25 protein-coding genes and 1 other RNA gene are annotated in these 22,646 nt (G+C 35.9%); 24 read left to right on the forward strand and 2 right to left on the reverse strand.

Annotation, left to right across the window (positions count from 1 at the left end; genetic code table 11):
• Positions 1–72 precede the first annotated feature (72 nt).
• The 4 genes from JOE44_RS03125 to JOE44_RS03140 all read left to right on the forward strand — a co-directional run bounded on the left by JOE44_RS03125 (position 73) and on the right by JOE44_RS03140 (position 1,880).
• A complete protein-coding gene (locus tag JOE44_RS03125) occupies positions 73–585 on the forward strand; it encodes a YetF domain-containing protein (RefSeq protein WP_034697682.1) in 513 nt (170 codons plus the stop codon).
• Positions 586–590: 5 nt separating this feature from the next.
• Complete coding sequence (locus JOE44_RS03130) at positions 591–1,082, forward strand: GNAT family N-acetyltransferase (protein WP_209784293.1); 492 nt, start codon at positions 591–593, stop codon at positions 1,080–1,082.
• A 280-nt stretch (positions 1,083–1,362) separates the two neighbouring features.
• Positions 1,363–1,542 (forward strand): quinol oxidase subunit 4, encoded by a 180-nt coding sequence (locus JOE44_RS03135; RefSeq protein ID WP_209784294.1) that lies wholly within the window; start codon positions 1,363–1,365, stop codon positions 1,540–1,542.
• Positions 1,543–1,619: 77 nt separating this feature from the next.
• Positions 1,620–1,880 (forward strand): hypothetical protein, encoded by a 261-nt coding sequence (locus tag JOE44_RS03140; protein ID WP_105682762.1) that lies wholly within the window; start codon positions 1,620–1,622, stop codon positions 1,878–1,880.
• Between the two features lie 43 nt (positions 1,881–1,923).
• Here JOE44_RS03140 and JOE44_RS03145 read toward each other — a convergent pair whose 3' ends face one another.
• Positions 1,924–2,238: a DUF4286 family protein gene (locus JOE44_RS03145; RefSeq protein WP_209784295.1), complete on the reverse strand. Its 315-nt coding sequence runs from the start codon at positions 2,236–2,238 to the stop codon at positions 1,924–1,926.
• A gap of 148 nt (positions 2,239–2,386) precedes the next feature.
• Between JOE44_RS03145 and gyrA the strand changes: the two genes are divergently transcribed.
• The 6 genes from gyrA to JOE44_RS03175 all read left to right on the forward strand — a co-directional run bounded on the left by gyrA (position 2,387) and on the right by JOE44_RS03175 (position 9,372).
• Positions 2,387–4,969, forward strand: coding sequence for a DNA gyrase subunit A (gyrA, locus tag JOE44_RS03150; protein ID WP_209784296.1), 2,583 nt, complete (start codon positions 2,387–2,389; stop codon positions 4,967–4,969).
• A gap of 29 nt (positions 4,970–4,998) precedes the next feature.
• Positions 4,999–6,030, forward strand: a complete 1,032-nt coding sequence (locus JOE44_RS03155; RefSeq protein ID WP_209784297.1) for a hypothetical protein — start codon at positions 4,999–5,001, stop codon at positions 6,028–6,030.
• Positions 6,031–6,249: 219 nt separating this feature from the next.
• Positions 6,250–7,086, forward strand: coding sequence for a 1,4-dihydroxy-2-naphthoyl-CoA synthase (locus JOE44_RS03160; protein WP_047385243.1), 837 nt, complete (start codon positions 6,250–6,252; stop codon positions 7,084–7,086).
• Positions 7,087–7,173: 87 nt separating this feature from the next.
• A complete protein-coding gene (menA, locus tag JOE44_RS03165) occupies positions 7,174–8,103 on the forward strand; it encodes a 1,4-dihydroxy-2-naphthoate octaprenyltransferase (RefSeq protein ID WP_209784298.1) in 930 nt (309 codons plus the stop codon).
• Between the two features lie 17 nt (positions 8,104–8,120).
• Positions 8,121–8,567: an SRPBCC family protein gene (locus JOE44_RS03170; RefSeq protein WP_209784299.1), complete on the forward strand. Its 447-nt coding sequence runs from the start codon at positions 8,121–8,123 to the stop codon at positions 8,565–8,567.
• A 118-nt stretch (positions 8,568–8,685) separates the two neighbouring features.
• On the forward strand, positions 8,686–9,372 hold the full coding sequence (locus JOE44_RS03175; protein ID WP_209784300.1) for a metal-dependent hydrolase: 687 nt from the start codon (positions 8,686–8,688) through the stop codon (positions 9,370–9,372).
• A 117-nt stretch (positions 9,373–9,489) separates the two neighbouring features.
• Here the strand turns inward: JOE44_RS03175 and ffs are convergent.
• Positions 9,490–9,587: signal recognition particle sRNA small type (ffs, locus tag JOE44_RS03180), an RNA gene on the reverse strand.
• Positions 9,588–9,718: 131 nt separating this feature from the next.
• Between ffs and JOE44_RS03185 the strand changes: the two genes are divergently transcribed.
• The 14 genes from JOE44_RS03185 (at position 9,719) to JOE44_RS03250 (ending at position 22,592) form a co-directional block, all read left to right on the forward strand.
• A complete protein-coding gene (locus JOE44_RS03185; RefSeq protein WP_209784301.1) occupies positions 9,719–10,321 on the forward strand; it encodes a DUF4199 domain-containing protein in 603 nt (200 codons plus the stop codon).
• Between the two features lie 16 nt (positions 10,322–10,337).
• A complete protein-coding gene (locus tag JOE44_RS03190; protein WP_209784302.1) occupies positions 10,338–11,288 on the forward strand; it encodes a glycosyltransferase family 2 protein in 951 nt (316 codons plus the stop codon).
• Positions 11,289–11,576: 288 nt separating this feature from the next.
• A complete protein-coding gene (locus JOE44_RS03195; protein ID WP_209784303.1) occupies positions 11,577–11,966 on the forward strand; it encodes a hypothetical protein in 390 nt (129 codons plus the stop codon).
• A 190-nt stretch (positions 11,967–12,156) separates the two neighbouring features.
• The gene (locus JOE44_RS03200) at positions 12,157–12,858 is read left to right on the forward strand and encodes a DUF2807 domain-containing protein (RefSeq protein WP_209784304.1); all 702 of its coding nucleotides are present in this window, start codon (positions 12,157–12,159) and stop codon (positions 12,856–12,858) included.
• A 195-nt stretch (positions 12,859–13,053) separates the two neighbouring features.
• On the forward strand, positions 13,054–14,769 hold the full coding sequence (locus JOE44_RS03205; RefSeq protein WP_209784305.1) for a phospho-sugar mutase: 1,716 nt from the start codon (positions 13,054–13,056) through the stop codon (positions 14,767–14,769).
• Positions 14,770–14,785: 16 nt separating this feature from the next.
• Positions 14,786–15,697, forward strand: coding sequence for a hypothetical protein (locus JOE44_RS03210; protein ID WP_209784306.1), 912 nt, complete (start codon positions 14,786–14,788; stop codon positions 15,695–15,697).
• Positions 15,698–15,719: 22 nt separating this feature from the next.
• Complete coding sequence (locus JOE44_RS03215; protein ID WP_209784307.1) at positions 15,720–16,973, forward strand: aminotransferase class I/II-fold pyridoxal phosphate-dependent enzyme; 1,254 nt, start codon at positions 15,720–15,722, stop codon at positions 16,971–16,973.
• Between the two features lie 405 nt (positions 16,974–17,378).
• A complete protein-coding gene (locus JOE44_RS03220; RefSeq protein ID WP_209784308.1) occupies positions 17,379–17,651 on the forward strand; it encodes a hypothetical protein in 273 nt (90 codons plus the stop codon).
• A gap of 21 nt (positions 17,652–17,672) precedes the next feature.
• Complete coding sequence (locus JOE44_RS03225) at positions 17,673–18,458, forward strand: GLPGLI family protein (protein ID WP_209784309.1); 786 nt, start codon at positions 17,673–17,675, stop codon at positions 18,456–18,458.
• 326 nt (positions 18,459–18,784) lie between these two features.
• A complete protein-coding gene (locus JOE44_RS03230; protein ID WP_209784310.1) occupies positions 18,785–19,771 on the forward strand; it encodes a phosphatase PAP2 family protein in 987 nt (328 codons plus the stop codon).
• 141 nt (positions 19,772–19,912) lie between these two features.
• On the forward strand, positions 19,913–20,635 hold the full coding sequence (gene kdsB / locus JOE44_RS03235) for a 3-deoxy-manno-octulosonate cytidylyltransferase (RefSeq protein WP_209784311.1): 723 nt from the start codon (positions 19,913–19,915) through the stop codon (positions 20,633–20,635).
• A gap of 90 nt (positions 20,636–20,725) precedes the next feature.
• Entirely contained in the window at positions 20,726–21,388 is a 663-nt protein-coding gene (locus tag JOE44_RS03240) for a histidine kinase (protein WP_209784312.1), read from the forward strand.
• Between the two features lie 34 nt (positions 21,389–21,422).
• The gene (locus JOE44_RS03245) at positions 21,423–21,998 is read left to right on the forward strand and encodes a glutathione peroxidase (RefSeq protein WP_209784313.1); all 576 of its coding nucleotides are present in this window, start codon (positions 21,423–21,425) and stop codon (positions 21,996–21,998) included.
• Between the two features lie 78 nt (positions 21,999–22,076).
• A complete protein-coding gene (locus JOE44_RS03250; protein ID WP_348635045.1) occupies positions 22,077–22,592 on the forward strand; it encodes a VOC family protein in 516 nt (171 codons plus the stop codon).
• Positions 22,593–22,646 lie beyond the last annotated feature (54 nt).

Genomic DNA, 22,646 nt, shown 5'->3' on the forward strand with positions numbered 1-22,646 from the left:
TATACCAAAATCTGTTAATAAAATATTTTTTACGAATCACAAAAATCAATACATTTGAGTAGATAAAAAATTGTGGATCCTATACTTAACGTCGCTGTTCGTTCCCTTTGCGTTTACCTTTTTATGGTGATCGCTATCCGTTTGTTTGGTAAGAATCAGCTTTCCCAGCTCAATGCGGGAGATGTTGTATTACTGCTATTGATTTCAAATGCCGTTCAGAATGCAATGGTAGGCCCGGATACTTCTCTTCAGGGAGGAATTATTGCGGCATTGGTTTTGTTTGTTGCTAATTTTATCTTGAAAAGGATCATGTTTTCCAGTCGCTCCTTTCAGACTTTTATGGAAGATGAACCGGTAATTCTTATCAGAGATGGAGTAGCAGATCAGGCCGCTCTGAATCGTGTTAAGATTACAGAAAGCGAATTGGAAGAAGCCATAAGAGAACATGGAATTGAAAACATACACAATGTAAAGCTTTCCGTTCTGGAAGTGGATGGGAACATCAGTGTTGTTTCTCAGGACGAAAAAAGCAAACAAACCCACTATTCAAGAATTAAAAGAAAACTCAAAAGAAAATACCATTAAATACAATGAATTACGAATTAAGAGAAATGCTTCCCAGTGACGAAAACCGTGTGCTGGAGATCTTCCGGCAAGGAGTAGAGGGTGGAATTGCTACTTTGGAAACAGAAGTTCCTACCGCTGAAGCCTGGAGCATGGAATATTTCAATGACTGCCGCTGGGTGCTGGAAAATGAAAACAATGAAGTCGTAGGATGGTGCGCTTTAAAACCTGTCAGCAAAAGGGAAAGCTTTAAAGGAGTCGCAGAAGTGGGCATTTATTTTGATAAAGAATACCAGGGGAAGGGTTTGGGTTCTATATTGCTTAAAAAGATAATTTTGGATAGCGAAGACCACGGATTTTGGACATTACAGACCAATCTCTTCTCCGAAAACGAAATGGCCATCAAGTCTCATCAGAAAAACGGGTTCAGAATGGTTGGAGTCCGTAAAAAAATTGGAAAGCTCAATGGGGAGTGGAAAGATCTTGTATTGATGGAAAAAAGAAGCGAAATCATTTAGAGAATTATAAGTTACGAATGATGAATGATGAATGATGAATGATGAATGATGAATGATGAATGATGAATTTATTCAGTAAACACATGACCTCCCTAACCAAATTGACCATTGACTTGCGAAGCAAAATTGACCATTCACAATAAAAGGCTTTATATTCCAACCTTAAACCTTAAACCTTAAACCTTAAACCTTAAACCTTGAACCTTGAACCTTGAACCTTGAATTTTGAACTTTTGGCATTACCATTGTTATATTAAATCAAGTTGAAAAAATAGAAATAATGAAAAATTTGATTAAAATTACAGGTGTGCTTATCGTGATGCTGATGTTGTCATCATGTGTAGTGCATGATAATGGAGCCAGAGGAAATACAATCCCTCCGGGACAGGCTAAAAAAGTGTTTGGAGGAAGTGCAAAAGACTATGCTCCGGGACAGGTGAAAAAGAGAAGTGGCTATTAATAGCAACGTAAAATAAAAATATTAACAGTCGGTTTTAACATACATTAGCTTAATTTCAATTTCTTTTGGCATTAACATTGATATATTTCGCTATCGAAATTGAAAAAGTGAAAATAATGAAAAGTATGTTTAAAATTGTTGGGGCAGGCGCTGTACTGTTACTATTGTCCTCTTGCATAGTACACGAGCCACATGGAAGAAGAATGCCACCGGGGCATGCAAAAAGGTATTATGGCGGAAGCGCAAGATATTATGCACCGGGTCAGGTTAAGAAAGTGTATATTTATGACGATCGTGGCCATCATCACAAAGGCCGTGGTCATGGACATCACAGATAAAAAAGAAAAGCACTGAAGAAATTCAGTGCTTTTTTATGATCAGTTATAATCTCGATTTTTTCGGATTTAGGAAAGTATTAAAAATCATAACTTCCTGTCCAAACTTTTTCTCAATCCTTTCAGAAATATTCAAAAGTTCGCTTTTTATAAAATCTTCACGTAATCCATCATTATCGAAGATTAATAGCAGATTATAATTTTTACCTTCCTCAATAAAATCACTGTGTACCTCAGAAAGAATATACTTTTCTACATCCATCAGGTTTTCAGTCATTAAAACCAGGGTTTCATCAATATAATTTTCCCATTCTTCTAGGTTATCTTTCGTACAGTGGAAAGTTATACTTAATACGCTCATTTTTTATGAATTTTTAAGATTTTTTGGATAAATTCTACAGCAAAAATCGGCATTTTTTTCGTAAATTAGCCCGTTAATAAAAATTGGAAATAAATAATTTTCAGACTTACAGCTAAAGGTCTGACTATCATTATAATAAAATTTGTTTATGCAAAAAGAAGGAGAAAGACTGATTCCTATCAACATTGTTGATGAAATGAAGTCGTCTTATATCGATTATTCGATGTCCGTTATCGTTTCAAGAGCGTTACCGGATGTAAGAGACGGCTTGAAACCCGTTCATAGAAGAGTACTGTATGGTATGTATGGACTAGGGGTGTTTTCTAATAGAAAATATTTAAAATCTGCGAGAATTGTTGGGGATGTTTTGGGTAAATATCACCCGCACGGAGATTCCTCTGTATATGATGCTATGGTAAGAATGGCCCAGGACTGGAGCTTGCGTTATCCGCAGGTAGACGGGCAGGGTAACTTTGGTTCTATGGATGGTGACCCGCCTGCAGCAATGCGTTATACTGAGGCAAGATTGAAAAAAATCTCTGATGAGGTTCTTTCAGACTTAGACAAAGAAACAGTTGATTTCCAGAATAACTTCGATGATAGTTTGCAGGAACCAACAGTAATGCCAACGAAAGTTCCTAACCTTTTGGTAAACGGTACTTCTGGTATTGCAGTAGGGATGGCTACCAATATGGCGCCCCATAACTTATCTGAGTCTGTAGATGCCATCTGCGCTTATATCGATAACAAAGAAATTACCATCGATGAATTAATGCAGCACATCATTGCTCCGGATTTCCCTACAGGAGGGATCATCTACGGCTATGACGGTGTAAGAGATGCTTTCCATACAGGAAGAGGAAGAGTGGTTTTAAGAGCTAAAGTTAACTTTGACGAAATCGGAAACAGAAACGCTATTATCGTTACTGAAATCCCTTATCAGGTGAACAAAGCTGAAATGATTGCCAGAACAGCAGAGCTTGTAAAAGACGAAAAAATTCCTGGTATCCACGAGATCAGAGATGAATCGGATAGAAAAGGACTTCGTGTGGTGTACGAACTGAAAAACGATGCCATTCCGAATGTTGTTCTTAACCTATTATATAAATATACAGCACTTCAGACTTCTTTCAGTGTAAACAATATTGCATTGGTACACGGAAGACCAGAGCAATTGAATCTTAAAGATATCATTCATCACTTTGTAGAGCACAGACATGAAGTAATCATAAGAAGAACTCAGTTTGAGCTTAAGAAAGCAAAAGAAAGGGCGCATATCCTTGAAGGATTCATGAAAGTAATCGGAACGCAGGATTCTCTAGACAGAGCAATTTCTATTATCCGTCACAGTGCCAACCCTCAGGCTGCAAAAGAAGGCTTAATCGAGGCGTTTGAACTTTCAGACATCCAGGCTCAGGCAATCCTTGATCTTAGATTAGCTCGTCTTACAGGAATGGAGCTTGATAAGATCCGTGATGAATATGATGCCATCATGAAAGAAATTGAAAATTTGGAAGATATCTTAGCCAATGAGCCAAGAAGATTCCAGATCATCAAAGACGAATTGATCGAAATCAAAGAAAAATACGGAGACGAAAGAAGAACTGAAATTGATTATTCTGGAGGAGAAATGTCTATCGAAGATATTATCCCGAACGAATCTGTAGTTCTTACCATCTCTCACGCAGGATATATCAAGAGAACTTCACTTTCAGAGTATAAAATTCAAAGTAGAGGAGGTGTAGGAAATAAAGCAGCAACAACAAGGGATTCCGACTTCCTTGAGTATATTGTTTCTGCAACCAACCACCAGTACATGCTGTTCTTTACAGAAAAAGGAAGATGTTACTGGTTAAGAGTATTTGAAATTCCTGAAGGCTCCAAAACAGCAAAAGGAAGAGCGGTGCAAAACCTTATCAATATCGAACCGGATGATAAGATCAAAGCTTATATCAGAACCAATAACCTTAAAGATTCCGAATATGTAAATCAAATGAGCGTTGTGATGGTAACTAAAAACGGTACCATCAAGAAAACATCATTAGAAGCATATTCAAGACCAAGAGTAAATGGGGTGAATGCCATTGAGATTAGAGATAATGACCAGTTATTAGGAGCTTATCTGACGAACGGAACTTCTCAGATCATGATTGCTACTAAAAATGGTAAATGTATCCGTTTCCCTGAAGAAAAAGTAAGAGAAGTAGGTAGAGGATCTATCGGGGTAAGAGGTATCTTGCTTGAAGATGGTGATGAAGCTATTGGTATGATTGTTGTGAACGATGTAGAGAACGAAACAGTACTTGTAGTATCTGAAAAAGGATATGGAAAAAGAACTGCAGTAGAAGACTACAGAATTACGAACAGAGGAGGAAAAGGAGTAATCACGCTGAACATTACTGAAAAAACAGGAAATCTGATTGCTATTCAAAACGTAACAGACGAAGACGGATTGATGATTATCAACAAATCCGGTGTTGCCATCAGAATGGGAATGGATGAAATGAGAGTAATGGGTAGAAATACTCAGGGGGTAAAACTGATCAACCTTAAGAAAAATGACGAAATTGCAGCCATTGCAAAAGTAGCAATGGATAAAGATGTAGAAGAAGATTCTGAAGAAACTGAAGAGATTGGAGAAGTAGAAGAAGGAGTAGGATCACTATTTGATAACCAGGAAGACAATGCAGAACCTCAGGCAGAAAATGAGAATTCTGATTCAGAAGAATAAATTGTACAATTAAATATAAAATAGTTATTATGAAGAAACTAATTTTAGGAATGGCTATCGTAGCGTCTGCTTTTGTTTTCGGACAAAAAGATGCGAATGCCCTGAATGCAAAGCTTCAGGAAGCCAACAAAGCAGCTATGGATGCATATAATGCAAAAAATTATGCAGTGGCAGCACCTAAGTTTATTGAAGTTTATGACTTATTAAAATCTAGTGGTCAGGACAATAAAATATATATGTATTATGCCGGACTTAGCCACGCGTTAGCGAATAACAGTGACCAGTCTATCAAAATATATACAGACCTTGTAAATTCAGGATTTACAGGTGTGGAAACTACTTATACTGCAAAAGAAAAGAAAACAGGTCAGGTGGTAAATCTTGATAAAGCAACTTGGGAGCTTATGAAGAAGAACGCAGACTATACTGATTTCAAAACAGAACAGTCAAAAAGTATAGAATCTGATTTATATGAAACTTTAACTTCATTACTTCTTAATGCTAAAAAAGCACCTGAAGCTCTTGCGGTTATTGAAAAAGGATTAGCTAAATTCCCAAACAGTGCAAAACTTAAAGAAGCTCAGACTACAGCATATCTTCAGTCAGGAAACACGGATAAATTTGTTGCCGGATTGAAAGAGCAGCTAGCAAAAAATCCTAACGATGCAACAAACTGGTATAATCTTGGAGTAATGCAGGCTAAAAACCCTGCTACTGCTAATGATGCTATAGAGGCATTCAAAAAAGCAATTGAACTTAAGCCAGACTTCTCTGATGCATACCAAAACCTGGTTTATACTACTATCGGAGATGATGCTAAGGTGGTAGGAGAAATTAATGCACTGAGAAAAGACAAGCCGGACGAAGCTTCTAAGCTGATTGATGCAAGAAGAGAGAGATTCGGAAAAGCATTGCCATATGCTGAAGGATGGTATAAAGCAAATCCAAAGAGTCTTGACGCTGTTACTGCATTAAAAGAAATTTATGTAGTAACTAAAAACATTGAAAAAGTTAAAGAAATGAAAGCTAAAGAAGTTGAACTAAGTGCAGCTGCAAAGTAATCATTAAATAACGCAATCATAAAAAGCCGGAACAGAAATGCTCCGGCTTTTGTTTTATAATCAATAATTCTCTATTGCTTATTCTAAAAGCAGTTGCTGCTGAATATGTATAGCCGGAAATTCATCATTCAAAATTTCTCTTCTCAATAGTAATGATCAGTAAATTTCACCCTCATAAATTCTCTGTAATTCCGTATCTTTGAGAAAAATTTTTATAAGATGATCGAGTGGAAAACCGCCAAGGAATACGAAGATATTACCTATAAAAAATCTAACGGAGTAGCAAGAATTGCTTTCAACAGACCGGAAGTACGTAATGCGTTCAGACCAAAGACAACTTCAGAATTATACGATGCTTTTTATGACGCTTCTGAAGACCCCTCAATAGGTGTTGTTTTACTTTCAGGAGAAGGACCAAGTTCTAAAGACGGAGGTTGGGCTTTCTGTAGTGGAGGAGATCAAAAAGCAAGAGGAGATCAGGGGTATGTAGGAGAAGACGGAAGACACCGTTTAAATATTCTTGAAGTTCAGCGTTTGATCCGTTTCATGCCGAAAGTGGTGATCGCAGTGGTTCCGGGATGGGCAGTTGGTGGAGGACACTCACTTCATGTAGTATGTGATTTGACTTTAGCAAGTGAAGAACATGCTATTTTCAAACAGACTGATGCTGATGTTACAAGTTTCGATGGGGGTTATGGCTCTGCTTACCTTGCTAAAATGGTAGGACAGAAAAAAGCCCGTGAAATCTTCTTTTTAGGAAGAAATTATTCCGCTCAGGAAGCTTTTGAAATGGGAATGGTAAATAAAGTAGTTCCTCATGCTGAATTAGAAGATACAGCTTATGAGTGGGCTCAGGAAATATTAGCTAAATCTCCAATGTCTATCAGAATGCTGAAATTCGCCATGAATCTTACAGATGACGGCATGGTAGGACAGCAGGTTTTTGCAGGAGAAGCAACTCGTTTAGCCTACATGACTGAAGAAGCTAAAGAAGGAAGAAATGCTTTCCTTGAAAAAAGAAAACCCAACTTCGGAGAAGATCAATGGATATCTTAAAATTGTAAAAAGTACAATGTAAAATGTATTAATGATATCCATTAATCAGTTTACATTGTACATGATACACTGTACATTATACAAATTATGACTGATTGGATAAAAGCCGCAAGGCTAAGAACTTTACCGCTTTCCTTAAGCGGAATTATTATGGGGGCTTTCATTGCAAAATGGAGACTTTACGGAGAAGGCGGAACCTGGGATTGGAAAATCCTTGCCCTTGCTCTTTTGGTGACGCTTTTATACCAGATTTTATCAAATTATGCCAATGATTATGGAGATGGGGTAAAAGGAACCGATGCCAAAAGAATGAATGAGGCAGAAGCCAGAGCAGTGGCATCAGGAAAAATTACAGCAAAACAGATGAAAAATGCAGTAATACTTTTCGCTGCATTGTCTTTTATTGCTACCATTGCGTTGTTGTACGTGGCTTTCATTCCAAACTACATGAATGAATTTTATATCTTCATAGGATTAGGAGTGGCATGTATTCTTGCAGCAATTGGATATACAGTAGGTAAAAAACCTTACGGATATATGGGACTGGGAGATATTTTTGTTTTTATCTTCTTTGGGCTTGTTTCCGTATGTGGAAGTTATTTTCTGTTTACAAAAACTTTCAGCTGGGATATGTTATTACCCGGAACAGCTGTTGGAATGATGAGTATGGCAGTTCTTAACCTAAACAACATGAGAGATATTGAAAGCGATAAACTATCAGGGAAAAACAGCTTTGCATTGAGAATCGGATTCAGAAATGCAATGATCTATGAAATGGTGCTGTTACAGCTTCCATTATTGCTTATTCTTGCATTTTTGGGAGTAAACGGATTTATGCAGCAGCAAAACTATTACGTTTTCATTGTAATGATCCTGTTGATTCCACTATCAAAACTAAGAAGAAAGATTTTATCCGTAAAAGAACCGAAAGAATTAGACCAATATTTAAAGCAGGTTGGAATCATGACGTTTGTAATGGCAATTCTTACGGCAGCCGGACTTAATTTATTTAACTAAATCCAAAATATTATATCATGAGTTCTACGATCTATGTTGAAGCTCAAATGCTCATCAGAAAGCCGGTTGAAGATGTTTTCGAAGCGTTCATCAATCCGGAAGTGACTACCAATTTCTGGTTTACAAAATCTACCGGAAAGTTGGAAGAAGGTAAGACTGTTACCTGGGAATGGGAAATGTATGACGTGAAAAACGTAGTCAATGTACATCAGATCATTCCCAACCAGCTGATCAGAACAGAGTGGGGAGATCCTTCAACAAATTTAGACTATGAATTCAAGACCATGGAAAAAGGAACTCTTGTTGTGATTAAAAGCTACGGATTCAGCCAGACAGGCGAAGATCTGTTAAAAGTAATTAATGACAATACAGGAGGTTTTACAACAGTTTTAGACGGTTGTAAAGCGTATCTGGAACATGGAATTAATCTTGGGCTTATCGAAGATAAATTCCCATCGAAATAATAGATTAAAAAAACACGGATGACACGAATGTTTGCACGGATGTCACTAATCTCATTGTGATGTCTGTAAAATTATTTGAGTCATTTGTGTTTAAATAATAATTGAAACTAAATTTAAAATGAAAATACAATTCTTAGGGCAAAATTGTTTCCTGTTTACCTACAAGGACATAACAATTTTGAGTGACCCTTTTTACAACTACAAAAAAGCAGAATCAGGTTTTGAGATTGCTGCTCAAAAAATCGACTATATCCTGTTGACCCATGCACATGGTGATCACATTGCGGATGTAGCAGAAGTATTGCAGCATTATCCCGAAGCTACCATCATTGGAGTTCCTGAAGTGTGCGGTTACTTCCAACAGGCAAAAAATAAAGACGATGTGAACTTAGGAGGGTCGGCAAAAATCGACGATCTTAAAATTTCCATGGTTCCGGCTCACCATACAAGTTCTTTCCCGGATGGAAGCTATGGAGGCGTTCCTGTAGGGTATATCTTCAGACTTCCTGAAGGTAAGAACATCTATTTGGCAGGTGATACAGGAGTAATGGCAGATATGGAGCTGTTTCCAAGATTATACGGAAACATCGATCTATCTATCCTTCCCATCGGAAGCCATTATACAATGTGTCCTAGAAAAGCTTCTTTTGCAGCAGCAGAGCTATTAAAAACACCGAAAGTAATCGGATGTCACTTTGATACTTTCCCTGCCATTGAAATCAATCATGAAAGTGCATTGCAACATTTTGCAGATAAAAATGTAGAACTTGTTTTACCAAAACTAGGTGAGACATTCGAATTTTAATCAATAACGAACCCGGAGGTAATCTGAAAATTAGAAAAATGAAAATGATGCATAAGGTATTAAAAACAAAAAAAGATAATTATCAAATTACCTCTCTTCTTACTTTAAACCAAAAAAAAATGGCAAGCTACCTAAATCACACCGCTACGACCGATTACCTTTGCTGCGTTCCCACCCTGGAGGATTCTCAGGAGCTGGTTGTTTAGGACTTGCCGTTGCAAAGGTAGGAATATTTTATAAACTTCAAAACTTTATCAAAGAAAATTAGTTGAAAAAATGCAGTGGTAAAGCTAAATGCCTGACATTTAGAGGGAAAAATTTTCAACTTTTTTTTAAAAATTTAAATATGACGAAAAGTCCATCAACACTAGGAATTATACTTTTTATCGCTACAATGATCGTTTTCTTTGTAGTATATACTTTTTTCTCAGGAATCAATTATTTTGATATCTCTTTGAAAGCCAATGCTTTTGTTTTACCTATTTTGTATGCCGGAGCTGCTTTCTGGTCTGTAAAATCTTATTGGAACAACCATAGAGTAGTAAAATTCAAAGACGCTTTCAAAAGAGCATTCGTTCCGATGTTTATCGGAGGAATTCTTTCCATCTTCAGTATTTATGCTTTTTTAACCTTTGTAGATCCGGCTGCTAAAAGCCTGTTGAACTACCAATATGTTCAGAGACAAAAATCAGAACTGGATACAGAATATACTTCTGCAAGAAAAATCATGAAGCATCAGAAAGATATTGACGAGTTGGATCAGAAGTACAAAGAAAGATTGCAAAGCTTCACTCCTGAAGCGGTTAAAGGAAAAGATATGCTTACCGCAAGCCATTTTTCAGGATATTTTGCAGCAATTCTTATATTTTACGTAGTTTTGTCGGTGTTTTTCGGAGCGTTTTTCAGAACAAGAACAATACATCAGCCCGAAGAAACAAACCAAGCCTAATTTTTATTAAAATTAAATGAATTTATCTATAGTTATTCCGTTACTGAACGAAGAAGACTCTCTGGAAGAGCTTTTTTCAAGAATTGATAAAGTATGCACAACCAGCAGTTTATCTTATGAAATCTGGTTTGTAGACGATGGAAGTACGGATTTGTCGTGGAGCATTATTGAGAATATGAAAGTACAGCATCCTCAGATCCACGCTATTAAATTTTCCAGAAATTATGGAAAATCACAGGCGCTTCATGCTGCTTTTGAAAGAACAAACGGAGAGGTAGTGATTACCATGGATGCCGATTTGCAGGATTTCCCTGAAGAAATTCCGGAACTGTATAATATGGTGATTCATGATAATTATGATATCGTTTCCGGTTGGAAAAAGAAGCGTTTTGATAATGTAATGACGAAAAATATTCCGTCAAAACTATTCAATGCAGCAGCTAGAAAAGTTTCAGGAGTTTATCTTCACGATTTCAACTGTGGTTTGAAAGCGTATAAAAAACAGGTGGTAAAATCGGTTGATGTGTATGGAGATATGCACCGTTATATTCCGGTACTGGCTGCCAATGCGGGTTTCAGAAGAATCACGGAAAAAGAAGTGCAGCACCAGGCTAGACCTTACGGAACTTCAAAATTCGGAACCGAAAGATTTGTCAGAGGATTTCTGGATTTGATTACCCTTTGGTTTGTAAGCCGTTTTGGAGGAAGACCAATGCATTTCTTCGGAGCTGTGGGTACTTTAATGTTTATTGTGGGTTTTCTTTCTGCACTTTGGTTAGGAATTTCTAAACTTATTGATGTTGCAAGAGGAATTTACGGACATTTAATTACCAATAATCCTTGGTTCTTTATTGCTTTGACCATGATGATTTTAGGAAGTCTTCTGTTTGTAGCAGGATTCCTGGGAGAAATGATTATCAGAACAAACCGCGAACACAAGAATTATAATATTGACGAAGTGATATAATTTTTAAACACTAATGGCACGAATGTTTACAAATAGAACTATCTATGCTTGTGATATTGGTGGATAAAATTAGTGTAATTCGTGGTTTTAGTTTAAACACTAATGGCATGAATGTTTCACAAATCACACTATTGGTATTTGCGATATTAGTGTATAAAATTTGTGTACTTAGTGGTTTTTAAGCTCAATGATAGTAGACCACATTAATGATAAAAACTTCATCTTAATAAATAAAAGCACTCTGTCAGCAGAGTGCTTTTTGTAATTTTATAAAAACTTTTAACCTATATGTTTAAACTCAAACCTATTCTTTTTTATTTTCTTTTATTTTTTACAGTCTCCTGCTCATCCAATAAACTTTCAGCTTCCTGGGAATTTATAGATATCTATGAGGGAGAAATCCGTAATACAGATACATTAAAAACCAAGACCAACAATTCCAGATACGGAACAGGAATTCTCACATTTAATCAAAATAAAACTTTCAGTTCCATGGGAAATAGCGGGACTTATCAGCTCGAAAAAAATCTGTTGAAAATGAAGTACAATGGTGATGAAAAAGTAACCCTAATGAAAATTTCCAAAGTCAGTAAAGATAATCTGCTTCTATTTTCAATGGCCGGTAGTCCTAAAACATGGTTTTACAAGAAAGTAAAAGAAAGAGAGAATAAGAAATAGTCTTTTCCTGAAAAGCAAAAAATTGAAAATTATCAGGTATTTTATTGTCAAAAGACAAAGTTTTTTAGAAATTTTAATCCTATTTTTGTTCAAAATAATATTGAAAGTCCTGTGAGAGACATGAAAAAAGCTTTCAGAGATTTTCAGTAAAGATCGTTGCGATTGTAATATAGAATATTTTAAATTAAATATGAAAAAAGTTGTATACACATTGATGCTGATGGCAGTAGTTTCCTGTGGAAAAGTTTCTCCAAAAGGAAATATTGAAAAGAAAGATGTGGATGTATCGGAATTCGTGAACCTTGATCTGGAAGGGAAATTCCGTGTATTTTATGCCAAAGGCCCGAAAAATTTTGTAGAAATTGAAACCTATCCAAATGTAGCCAGTAACCTGGATGTGGATGTAAAAGATAAAACACTTTTCATCAAAGAAAAAAGAGGAACAAAGGGAGTTGATTTCTATAATGTGACAATTTATTCAAAATATAATCTGGAAAAAGTGGCTATTTCTGATTCTGTTGAAGTTAATATTTCAAGTGAAATCAAAACTGACAATTTCAGACTTAATATGAAAAATAACGCAAGCTTTATGGGATCTGTAAACACCAGAAGAGCAGAGGTGGAAATGCATAACAGAAGCCGTGCAAATTTTCTTGGATTGTCTAAAGATGCTGTGATAAAGATTTCAGATACAGCAAGTTTAATTGCTCCTTACTGGAAAATTACGAACCTGAATATCGATTCTAAAAACGGAAATTATGCAGAAGTAAATGTAAAAGATTCGTTGAAAGGGCATATTCAGAACACGGCAAAATTTATCTATTATAATGACCCAATCAGAGCGTTCAAAATTGATAAAACGACTAAGGTTGAAAATAAGAAATTAGAGTAATTTTAGCTGGAAGTGGGAGGCTGGAAGCAGGGAGTAATATTAGTTTTTCATACTTCTTGTTTTCCAGATTGAATATTTTCTTCTCAGTTTTAAACATAAAAAATAAAATAAATAAAACAAAGCAGGAATTTTGAAACTAAGCAGGATATAACTTCCAGCTTCCTTCTTCCAGCTTAAAAAACTTACACATAAATTATGAATACACTAGAAAAAGCGAAACTTTGGTTAAGTGACACCTTCGATAAAGAAACGAGAGATGCTGTACAGGCATTAATCGACAGCAATTCCCCTGATCTTGAAGATTCTTTCTACAGAGAACTGGAATTCGGAACCGGAGGAATGCGTGGGATAATGGGAGTAGGAACCAACCGCTTGAATAAATATACATTAGGACAGGCTACTCAGGGACTGGCAAATTATATGCTGCAGCAGTTCAAAGGAGAAGAAATTAAAGTGGCCATTGCTTATGATGTTCGTAATAACTCAAAAGAATTCGGAAAACTGGTAGCAGATGTTCTGACAGCCAACGGAATTAAAGTATTGCTTTTCAAAGATCACAGACCCACTCCGGAATTGTCTTTCACCGTTCGTGATAAAAAATGTAACGGAGGAATAGTACTGACAGCTTCTCACAACCCGCCGGAATATAACGGTTATAAAGTATACTGGAATGACGGAGCACAGATTGTTCCACCGAATGATGAAGCAATTATCAACGAAGTTTATTCAGTAAAATTCGAAGAAATTAAATTCAATGGAAATGATGATCTGATCGAGTGGATCGGAGAGGAGCAGGATGATGTATATATCGATGCATGTATTGAAAACTCTACGTATCAGAATGTTGGAAAAGAAAATTTAAATATTGTTTTCACCTCTATCCACGGAACTACCTATACTACGATTCCTAAAGCGTTAGAAAAAGCAGGATTCAAAAAAATAGATCTCGTAAGAGAACAGATGATCCCAAGCGGAAATTTCCCTACCGTAGATTCTCCAAACCCTGAAGAGCCGGCTGCACTGGAAATGGCACTGGATCTGGCAAGAATTACCAATGCTGATATCGTTATCGGAACAGATCCGGATGGGGATAGATTAGGTATTGCAGTAAGAAACCTTGAGGGTGAAATGCAATTACTGAACGGTAACCAAACCAATACCATCCTTACTTACTACATCCTGAATGAATGGAGAAAGCAGGGAAGAATTACCGGAAAAGAATTTATTGGTTCTACGATCGTAACTTCAGATATCTTCTTTGATATTGCACAGAAGTTTGGAGTAGAATGTAAAGTAGGTCTTACCGGATTCAAATGGATCGGAAAAATGATCCGTGAAGCAGAAGGAACACAGAAATTTGTATGTGGTGGTGAAGAAAGTTTCGGATTTATGACCGGAGACTTCGTTCGTGATAAAGACTCTTGTGGAAGTATTCTTGTAGCCTGCGAAATTGCTGCATGGTGTAAAGCGAACGGAAAAACAATGTATCAGTACATGATCGAGATTTATGAAGATCTTGGAATGTATTATGAAGGATTGATCAACATTGTAAGAAAAGGGAAAGAAGGCGCTGAAGAGATTCAGGATATGATGAAAAACTTCCGTGAAAACCCTCCAAAAGAACTGGCAGGTTCACTGGTGGAAGAAGTTAAGGACTTTAAAGAGCAGACAAGCCTTACCATTTCTACCAATGAGAAAAAAGTAATGAATGATATTCCAAAGTCTAATGTATTGATCTATTACACACAGGATGGAACAAAAGTATGCGTGAGACCTTCAGGAACAGAGCCAAAAATCAAGTTCTATGTTTCAGTGAAAGATTCCATTACTTCAGAAGCGGATTTCAGAGACAAATTAAAATCATTGGAAGCTAAAATTGGAGCCGTTAAAACAGATTTGAAACTGGATTAATTCTCTGAAACAGCTGATGATTAAAAAAATAATAGCAGTTTGCTTACTGTCTGCAGCCGTAGTTTCCTGTAAAAAGGAAACTGCAGTTTCGGATACAAAGCCGGAAAATGACTCGATTGCGGTAACAGGAACCAAAGAAGATCAGTACAAACCGATAGATACAGCATGTTCTCCCTCTTATAAAACTGAGGATTACATCACATCCCTTCAATGGTACCGGACAAAAATCGAAAAAGAAATGGCTGGAAACAGTCCGGAACAGAACGACAAAGTATACGAAGATTATTTAAAAATAAGAGGAAAGTATACAGAATGTCTGATGAGCCTGCATACTGATGTTTTAGATAAATACGTGAATTATTATAACTATGATAAGGATCAGTATAATCTGCCGGATAACGTTAAAAAAATAGCCTCAGAACTTAAGAAAGCAAATCTTGAATTCAGGGAAGTAGGAGAAGGGATGACCGAAATATGGACGGTTCCCGGATACTATTCCTCTCTTTTCAAGAATAAAGTGACTCCGGATTACGAGGCCTATATTTTACAAACTGACAAAGAAAGTGAAACCAATTATGCCGCAGATGCAGGATTGATAATTACCTGGGAACAATTGGGCGACAGACTGATATTCTGGGAAAATTTTATGAACAAATATCCTGATAGCAAGCTTATAAAGACGGTAAAACAGGATTATCAATACTATCTGTCTGATTATCTTTTAGGAATGGATAATACTCCTACTTATGAAAGAGATCACGACAAAGGAACAGGAAAACTAAACGATGAAAACAGAGCGGAATTCAACAGGATTATCAAAAAATATCCAAATTCCGGTACGGCAAAAAAAGCAAAAGAAATAATCCTTCTTTTTGATACGCAAACGCCCGTAGATCAGATAGATGAGAAGATCAATGGAGAACGATAATATAAATTTAAAATAAGAAAAAGTGAAAGTTTCAAAATTAGCAGCGAACCTGATCGGTTCTGAAATTGTAAAAATTGGTAACGAAGTAAATGATCTAAAAGCAAAAGGAGCGGAAATTGCCAATCTTACTATTGGTGATCTGAATTCTAATATCTATCCTATTCCGGCATTGCTGAAGGAAGAGATTCAGAAAGCATATCAGAATAATCTGACGAACTATCCGCCTGCAAACGGACTTTTATCTTTAAGAAAAGAAGTTTCCAAAGACCTTAAAAAAAGATGGAATCTTGATTATTCTCCAGAGGATATTTTGATCACAGCAGGATCAAGACCTTTGATCTATGCCGTATACAAAACCATCGTAGACGAAGGAGATAAAGTAGTTTACCCTACACCATCATGGAATAATAACCATTATGCTTACCTTACTTCAGCCAACGCTGTAGAAGTAAAAACAAAACCAGAAACCAATTTCCTTCCCACGGCAGATGATTTAAGACCTCATTTGGATGGAGCAGTATTATTGGCACTTTGTTCACCATTGAATCCTACAGGAACAATGTTTACAAAAGAGCAGCTTTCAGAAATCTGTGAATTGGTAATCGCTGAAAATAAAAAAAGAGGAGCAGACGAAAAACCATTGTACCTGATGTATGATCAGATCTATTCTAACCTTACTTTCGGTGCTGAGCACGTAGATCCGGTTTCTCTTTTCCCTGAATTGAAAGACTATACGATCTACATCGATGGTATTTCAAAATGCCTTGCTGCAACAGGAGTACGTGTTGGATGGGGATTTGGTCCGGCTCATATCCTTGATAAAATGAAGGCGCTTCTTACCCACGTTGGAGCATGGGCACCAAAACCGGAGCAGGAAGCAACCGCTAAATTCTATGAAAATCCAGAGAATGTAGATGTTTTCGTTGATGATTTTAAAGCTAAACTTGAAGAGAGCTTAAAAGTTCTTCACAACGGAGTTCAGGATTTAAAAGCAAAAGGGCTTGCTGTTGACAGCATTGAACCAATGGGAGCTCTTTATCTTACCATTAAATTAGACTATATCGGAAAAACAAAACCAGACGGATCTGTTATTGAAAACTCTTCAGACCTTGTATTCTACCTGATCAATGATGCAGGAGTGGCTTTAGTACCATTCTCAGCCTTCGGAGAAGAAAAATCAGAACCTTGGTTCCGTGCTTCTGTAGGAGGATTAGCAGTAGATGAGATCAAAGTAATGCTTCCAAAACTGGAAAGTGCTTTGAATAATTTAAAGTAATCTTTAAATAAAAATATAGGCTTCGACTCTGTCCGGCATGGCATCGTTAAAATAAACAATAGTATTAACGGTGTCACGCTGAGCGGAGTCGAAGCGTTTTTTATTAAATGATGATCACGAAAATCGAAAGTTGTAAAAATGAGTTTTAAAACAATCATATAAAGCATCCACTTAGGCTGTTTCTTTTAGTGTAATGACGTTTTAATCCCAGATGAAAACACTTTAAAAAAATCTTTTATTATAACCTTAGGGTTAACGTAAACGAAAATAAATCACTATTTATAATTGTTGAAAGTAATTGATGTTTAGCGATTTAACATAAAAAATAAATCCTTTGTCGTTTGATTTATTTTTTTACTTTTAAGTCGATTTTTTAATTAATAACTAATCATTAAAAAAACAATTATGAAAAAAATGATTTTATTAGCAACAATTTGTGTTGCAGGATTAGTAAGTGCAAAGAGCACCGAAGTTAGAACAGAAACTAAAGAAGTAAATGCTTCTTCTGCTGCAATGTTTTTCTATCATCCAATTACCCTTACATCATCTTGTGGATATACACAAACTGTTGAAGTCGGTGCAAACGACGCACCAGATTGTTACTTGACCGATTTGCAACAAATGGAAGATGAATGTTCTGCTCCTTTTACTAACCCTATTATGGCAGGAATGTGGTAATAGAATAATTTAAACTTTAGGATGCGTAAATACTTTTTAATAATAGTACTACTTTCTTTTACTTGTTTGTTTTCCCAGGAAAAAAGTAATAAGTCTGTTTCAGAACTCGAAGTTCAGTATGAATATTCTTTTGTAAGGGACACAACAGACACAGACCCAAATCATCGGTTTAAAGAGCTCATGCTTTTAGATTTTAATTCCAAGTCTTCTATTTTTTATAGCCAACAATATGCAGCTGCGAGAGAGGCGGTAAAAAAAGCAACTGCTGCTGCCCAAACATCAAGTAACGTTGAAATTAAAGCTGCTGAATTACCAAAATATAAAGTTGGATATTCTGTATATAGGGAAGATTCGAAAATTTATTTTACTTCTAATATAAATCGCGATTTCTTTACATTTGAAAATACTTATTTGACTTGGAACACTAACTATAAAGACGTAAAAACCATTCTTGGATATAAGTGTAATAAAGCTATCACAAAATTCGGTAATAGAGTTTTCACAGCTTGGTACACAAAAGATATTCCAATTTCTGAGGGACCCTATAGATTTAAAGGTTTGACAGGCTTGGTTTTAGAAGTTAGTGATAAAAATAAATTTCATTCGTTTACAGCAGTTGGAATTGTAAAAAAAGCGGTTGAAATTGAACCTTTACAGAAAGGAATTCCGGTAACAAAGGAACAGTATATTAAAAAAAGAGAAGAATTTAAAAATAATCCGTATCCACAAAGTAAAACGCTTACAAAGGAAAGAAGAGATCAAATGATTGAAGCTTTTAAAAAAGATAATAATTCAATCGAAAATTAAAAGTTAAGCTGTCCCCAAAAAGACAGCTTTATTTTTTATCAGTTATATTTCACCAATCAAACAAGATTTTACCTAATATTTAAAAATTCCGGAAAGTGTAAAGAGACTTTATTAAAAAGTCTTGGATTCGGACTTTTTTATTCTTTTCTGTATATTTCCTGGATGTACGGAATTATTTTTTTGATCAAATATTTAAACTGATAAAAATACAACGATAAAAAATTAAATAAATATTAAAAGTTAAATAATAACTTTGTCTACACTCAACTAGGAATTACCTTTGGGGCTTTTACACACCTAAATATAATAAAGTCGAAAATTACACGATGAAAAAACTGAGATTTCTACTCTTACCAGTTTCAATATTGGTATGCTCACAAGAGATTGATACATTGAAGGTAAAAGGACTCCCAGAGGAACTCGGATTGCCAAAAGTACAAACTTACACCCTAAAAGACGGATCTGTCAGAACCTATCCCAAACCTAAATTATTAGATTTTGTAACCAAATTACCCAGAAACTTTATCGATACCAATAAAGATTTTGTTGCCAAAGATCATGCTTATTATCTGGGAGGAGCAGTAGCAGCTACCGTGATTCTCCTGCCGTTTGACCAGAAACTGATTGATAATTCAAGGGAGCTGGCAGAAAAATGGGGAATGGATAAAGATAATAACTACAACAAGGTGGGTGGAGTATTTAAAATTCCAAAAGATGTGGGATCTACCCTCTACCTGATCGGAAACGGTTCCACATTAGTATTGTTAGGCATTGGTTTCGGAACCTATGGATTGATTAAAAATGATTACAGAGCACAGGCTACCGCCAGCGGTTTGATGGAAAGTTTAATTCTTTCCGGAGTGTTCACCCAGACCCTTAAAAGAATCACCGGAAGAGAAAGCCCATTTATTGCCGAAGAATACGGACATAAAGGAGGAGCATGGAATCCGTTTCCAAGCTTTTCAGCATTCAGCAAAAATACCTCGAATTACGATGCAATGCCATCCGGTCACCTGACAACCTTTATGGCTGGTATCACTGTGATAGCAGATAATTATCCGGATGCCAAATGGATCAAACCGGTAGGATATACATTAGCCGGAGCATTATGCTTTCAAATGATGCAAAGTAAGGTTCACTGGGCATCAGACTATCCGTTAGCCTTATTAATGGGATATTTTATTGGTAAAACAATCTCAAAAAGCAGATATACTTCGTCAGAAGGAACTATAGGTAAGACCAAGTATAATCTCAATTTTATCGCATCCCGGCAATGGGAATACAATATGGTAGGGGTAAAACTCTCTTTTTAAACTGCTGAACTCTCTGTTTTGTATACTAAATAAGATACTTTTCACTACATTTGATCTCAAGATAAAAGGATTATTCAGGCTTTTTGTACATGCCGGAATGAAACCTGCTGATTTAAAAAGAATTACTTAATATTGTATTGAATGAAAATAATCGCTGTTATCCCTGCCCGTTACGAAGCAAGCCGTTTTCCGGGTAAATTAATGCAGATTTTAGGAGAAAAAACCGTTATCACCACAACCTATCAGAATGTAGTGGAAACCGGGCTGTTTGATGAGGTATTTGTGGCCACAGACTCCGAAATTATTTTTGATGAAATTGTAAAAAACGGAGGAAAAGCCGTAATGACAGGGCAGCACGAAACAGGAAGTGACCGTATTGCTGAAGCAGTACAGCATATTGACTGTGATATCGTGATCAATGTTCAGGGAGATGAACCTTTCCTTAAACTGGAACCTTTACATCAGCTGATTGAAGTTTTTAAACATGATGTTCAGCAGGAAATATCTTTAGCTTCTTTAAAAATACAGCTGCATGAAAAAGAAGAAATTGAAAACCCTAATAATGTAAAAGTTATTACAGATAATAATGGTTTCGCTTTGTATTTCAGCCGCTCCGTAATTCCTTTTCACAGAGAGGTTTCTTATGATGTAAGTTATTTTAAACATATTGGAGTATATGCTTTCAGAAAAGAAGCATTGCTGCAGTTTTCAAAACTGGCTATGAAACCCTTGGAAATATCCGAAAAGATTGAATGTATCCGCTATCTTGAATATGGAATGAAAATCAAAATGATAGAAACCAATTTCGTAGGGGTAGGGATTGATACCCCTGAAGATCTGGAAAAAGCCCGAAAGTTAATTTAAACCATCGGAGGAAGCTGAGCAAATTTGCCCATCAGCCTTTTTTGCAATTTTACATAAATCCCCCTATATTTGAATTTATAAATAAAATTAATGAAGAAGTTACTATTAGTATTTGGACTGATATTTTCACATGTGATATTCGGACAGACCGCAAAGGAAATTATAGATAAAAACATTGAATTATCCGGAGGGTTAACCAATTGGAAACTATTGAATTCAGTATTGCTTCAGGGAAAAGTAGTATTGGGAATCAAAGATGAATATCCGATAAGAATTTTTCAACAGCGTCCAAATCTTACTAAAACATTGATTACTACCGGAGGAAAAGAAACTGCTATTGAAGGTTTTGACGGTTCCAAAGGATATGCCATGAACTATGCTGCTAACAAACTTCAGGAATATCCTGAATATGTGCCGGAAAGTTTTGATAATGACTTCATAGACTGGGAAAATAAAGGATTTGATGCCAAATACCTTGGAAAAGAAAAAGTAGGAGAGATCTACTGCCATAAAGTGGAACTTACCAAGAATGTTAATAAGAATATGTATTACTTTGATACAAAGACTTATATGCTGATAAAAGAAGTGAAAAAAGACGAAACGCTTGTCTATTCTGATTTTAAAAAAGTAGGAAGCCTTACAATGCCTTTCAGAATAGAATCTTCCAGTACTAAAAAAGACGGAGATTATGTGATGTTATTAAACAGAATAGACATCAACAAAGTATTTCCGGCTAATATTTTCAAGTTTTAATACAACTGCAGTTCGCGGTACAAAATAATAAAAAATGAAAAATATTTTTTTAATGCTGCTTTCTTTCATGGTATGTCTGCAAAGCTGCACCAATCAAAAAAGTGAAATTTCAAAAGCCAAAACCAACGAACTTATGGGAAAAACAATTTACGACTTCAAAGTAGAAAGTCTTGACGGTAAAGAGATCAATTTTGCAGATTTTAAAGGAAAGAAAATCCTGATCGTCAATACCGCTTCAGAATGTGGATTTACACCACAGTATGCAGATCTTGAAAAGGTGTATGAAGAATATAAAGATAAACTGGTAGTGGTAGGATTCCCTGCTAATAACTTCGGAGGGCAGGAGCCTGGAACCAACACCGAAATCGGAACTTTCTGCCAGAAAAACTATGGAGTAACATTCCCAATGGCTGCTAAAGTTTCTGTAAAAGGAGATGATACTGCGCCTATCTTTAAATATTTAACAGAACAGGAATTAAACGGTGTAAAGAATACAAGTATCCTTTGGAACTTCACTAAATTTCTGGTGGATGAAAACGGAAAACTGATTGATTCTTTTGTAAGTACTACAAAGCCTACTGATGTGGCGATTACAAAGTATCTGAAATAAAGATAAAAAAGCATATTTTTACAAGTGGGTGTATTTTACATCCACTTTTTTTATTTTTATATCCAATGAATTCAACTTATGAAAAAAATAATTTTTATCCTTTGTGTTTTAGCTTCTTTTATGTTGGGATTTGCTTTTAAAGCTGTTACAGAAAATAAGTTCGAAGATACGAAAAAAGTTACGGGTATTGGAGGCATCTTTTTTAAATGTAAAGATCCTAAGAAAATGAGAGAATGGTATGAAAGCCATCTTGGGCTAAATACTAATGAATACGGAGCAGTATTCGAATGGTTTCAGGGTGCTGATAATTCTAAAAAAGGATTCAGCCAATGGAGCCCATTCAGTGAAAAAACAAAATATTTCCAACCTTCTGAGAAAGATTTTATGATCAATTATCGGGTGGAAAATCTTGAAAAACTGGTTGAACAGTTAAAAAAAGAAAATATAACCGTGGTGGATAAGATCGAGACTTATGAATACGGAAAGTTTGTCCATATCATGGATATTGAAGGGAATAAAATAGAGCTTTGGGAGCCTAATGATATTGAATATGAAAAATTAGGGCAGAAAATGGGCAGTAAAACAACAAAATAGGTAATAGATTGTAGGTGATAGGTAGCAGGAATTAGGGCTTGGGTTTTAAGGGAA

Source organism: Chryseobacterium sp. PvR013 (assembly GCF_017833095.1).
Taxonomy (GTDB): domain Bacteria; phylum Bacteroidota; class Bacteroidia; order Flavobacteriales; family Weeksellaceae; genus Chryseobacterium; species Chryseobacterium culicis_A.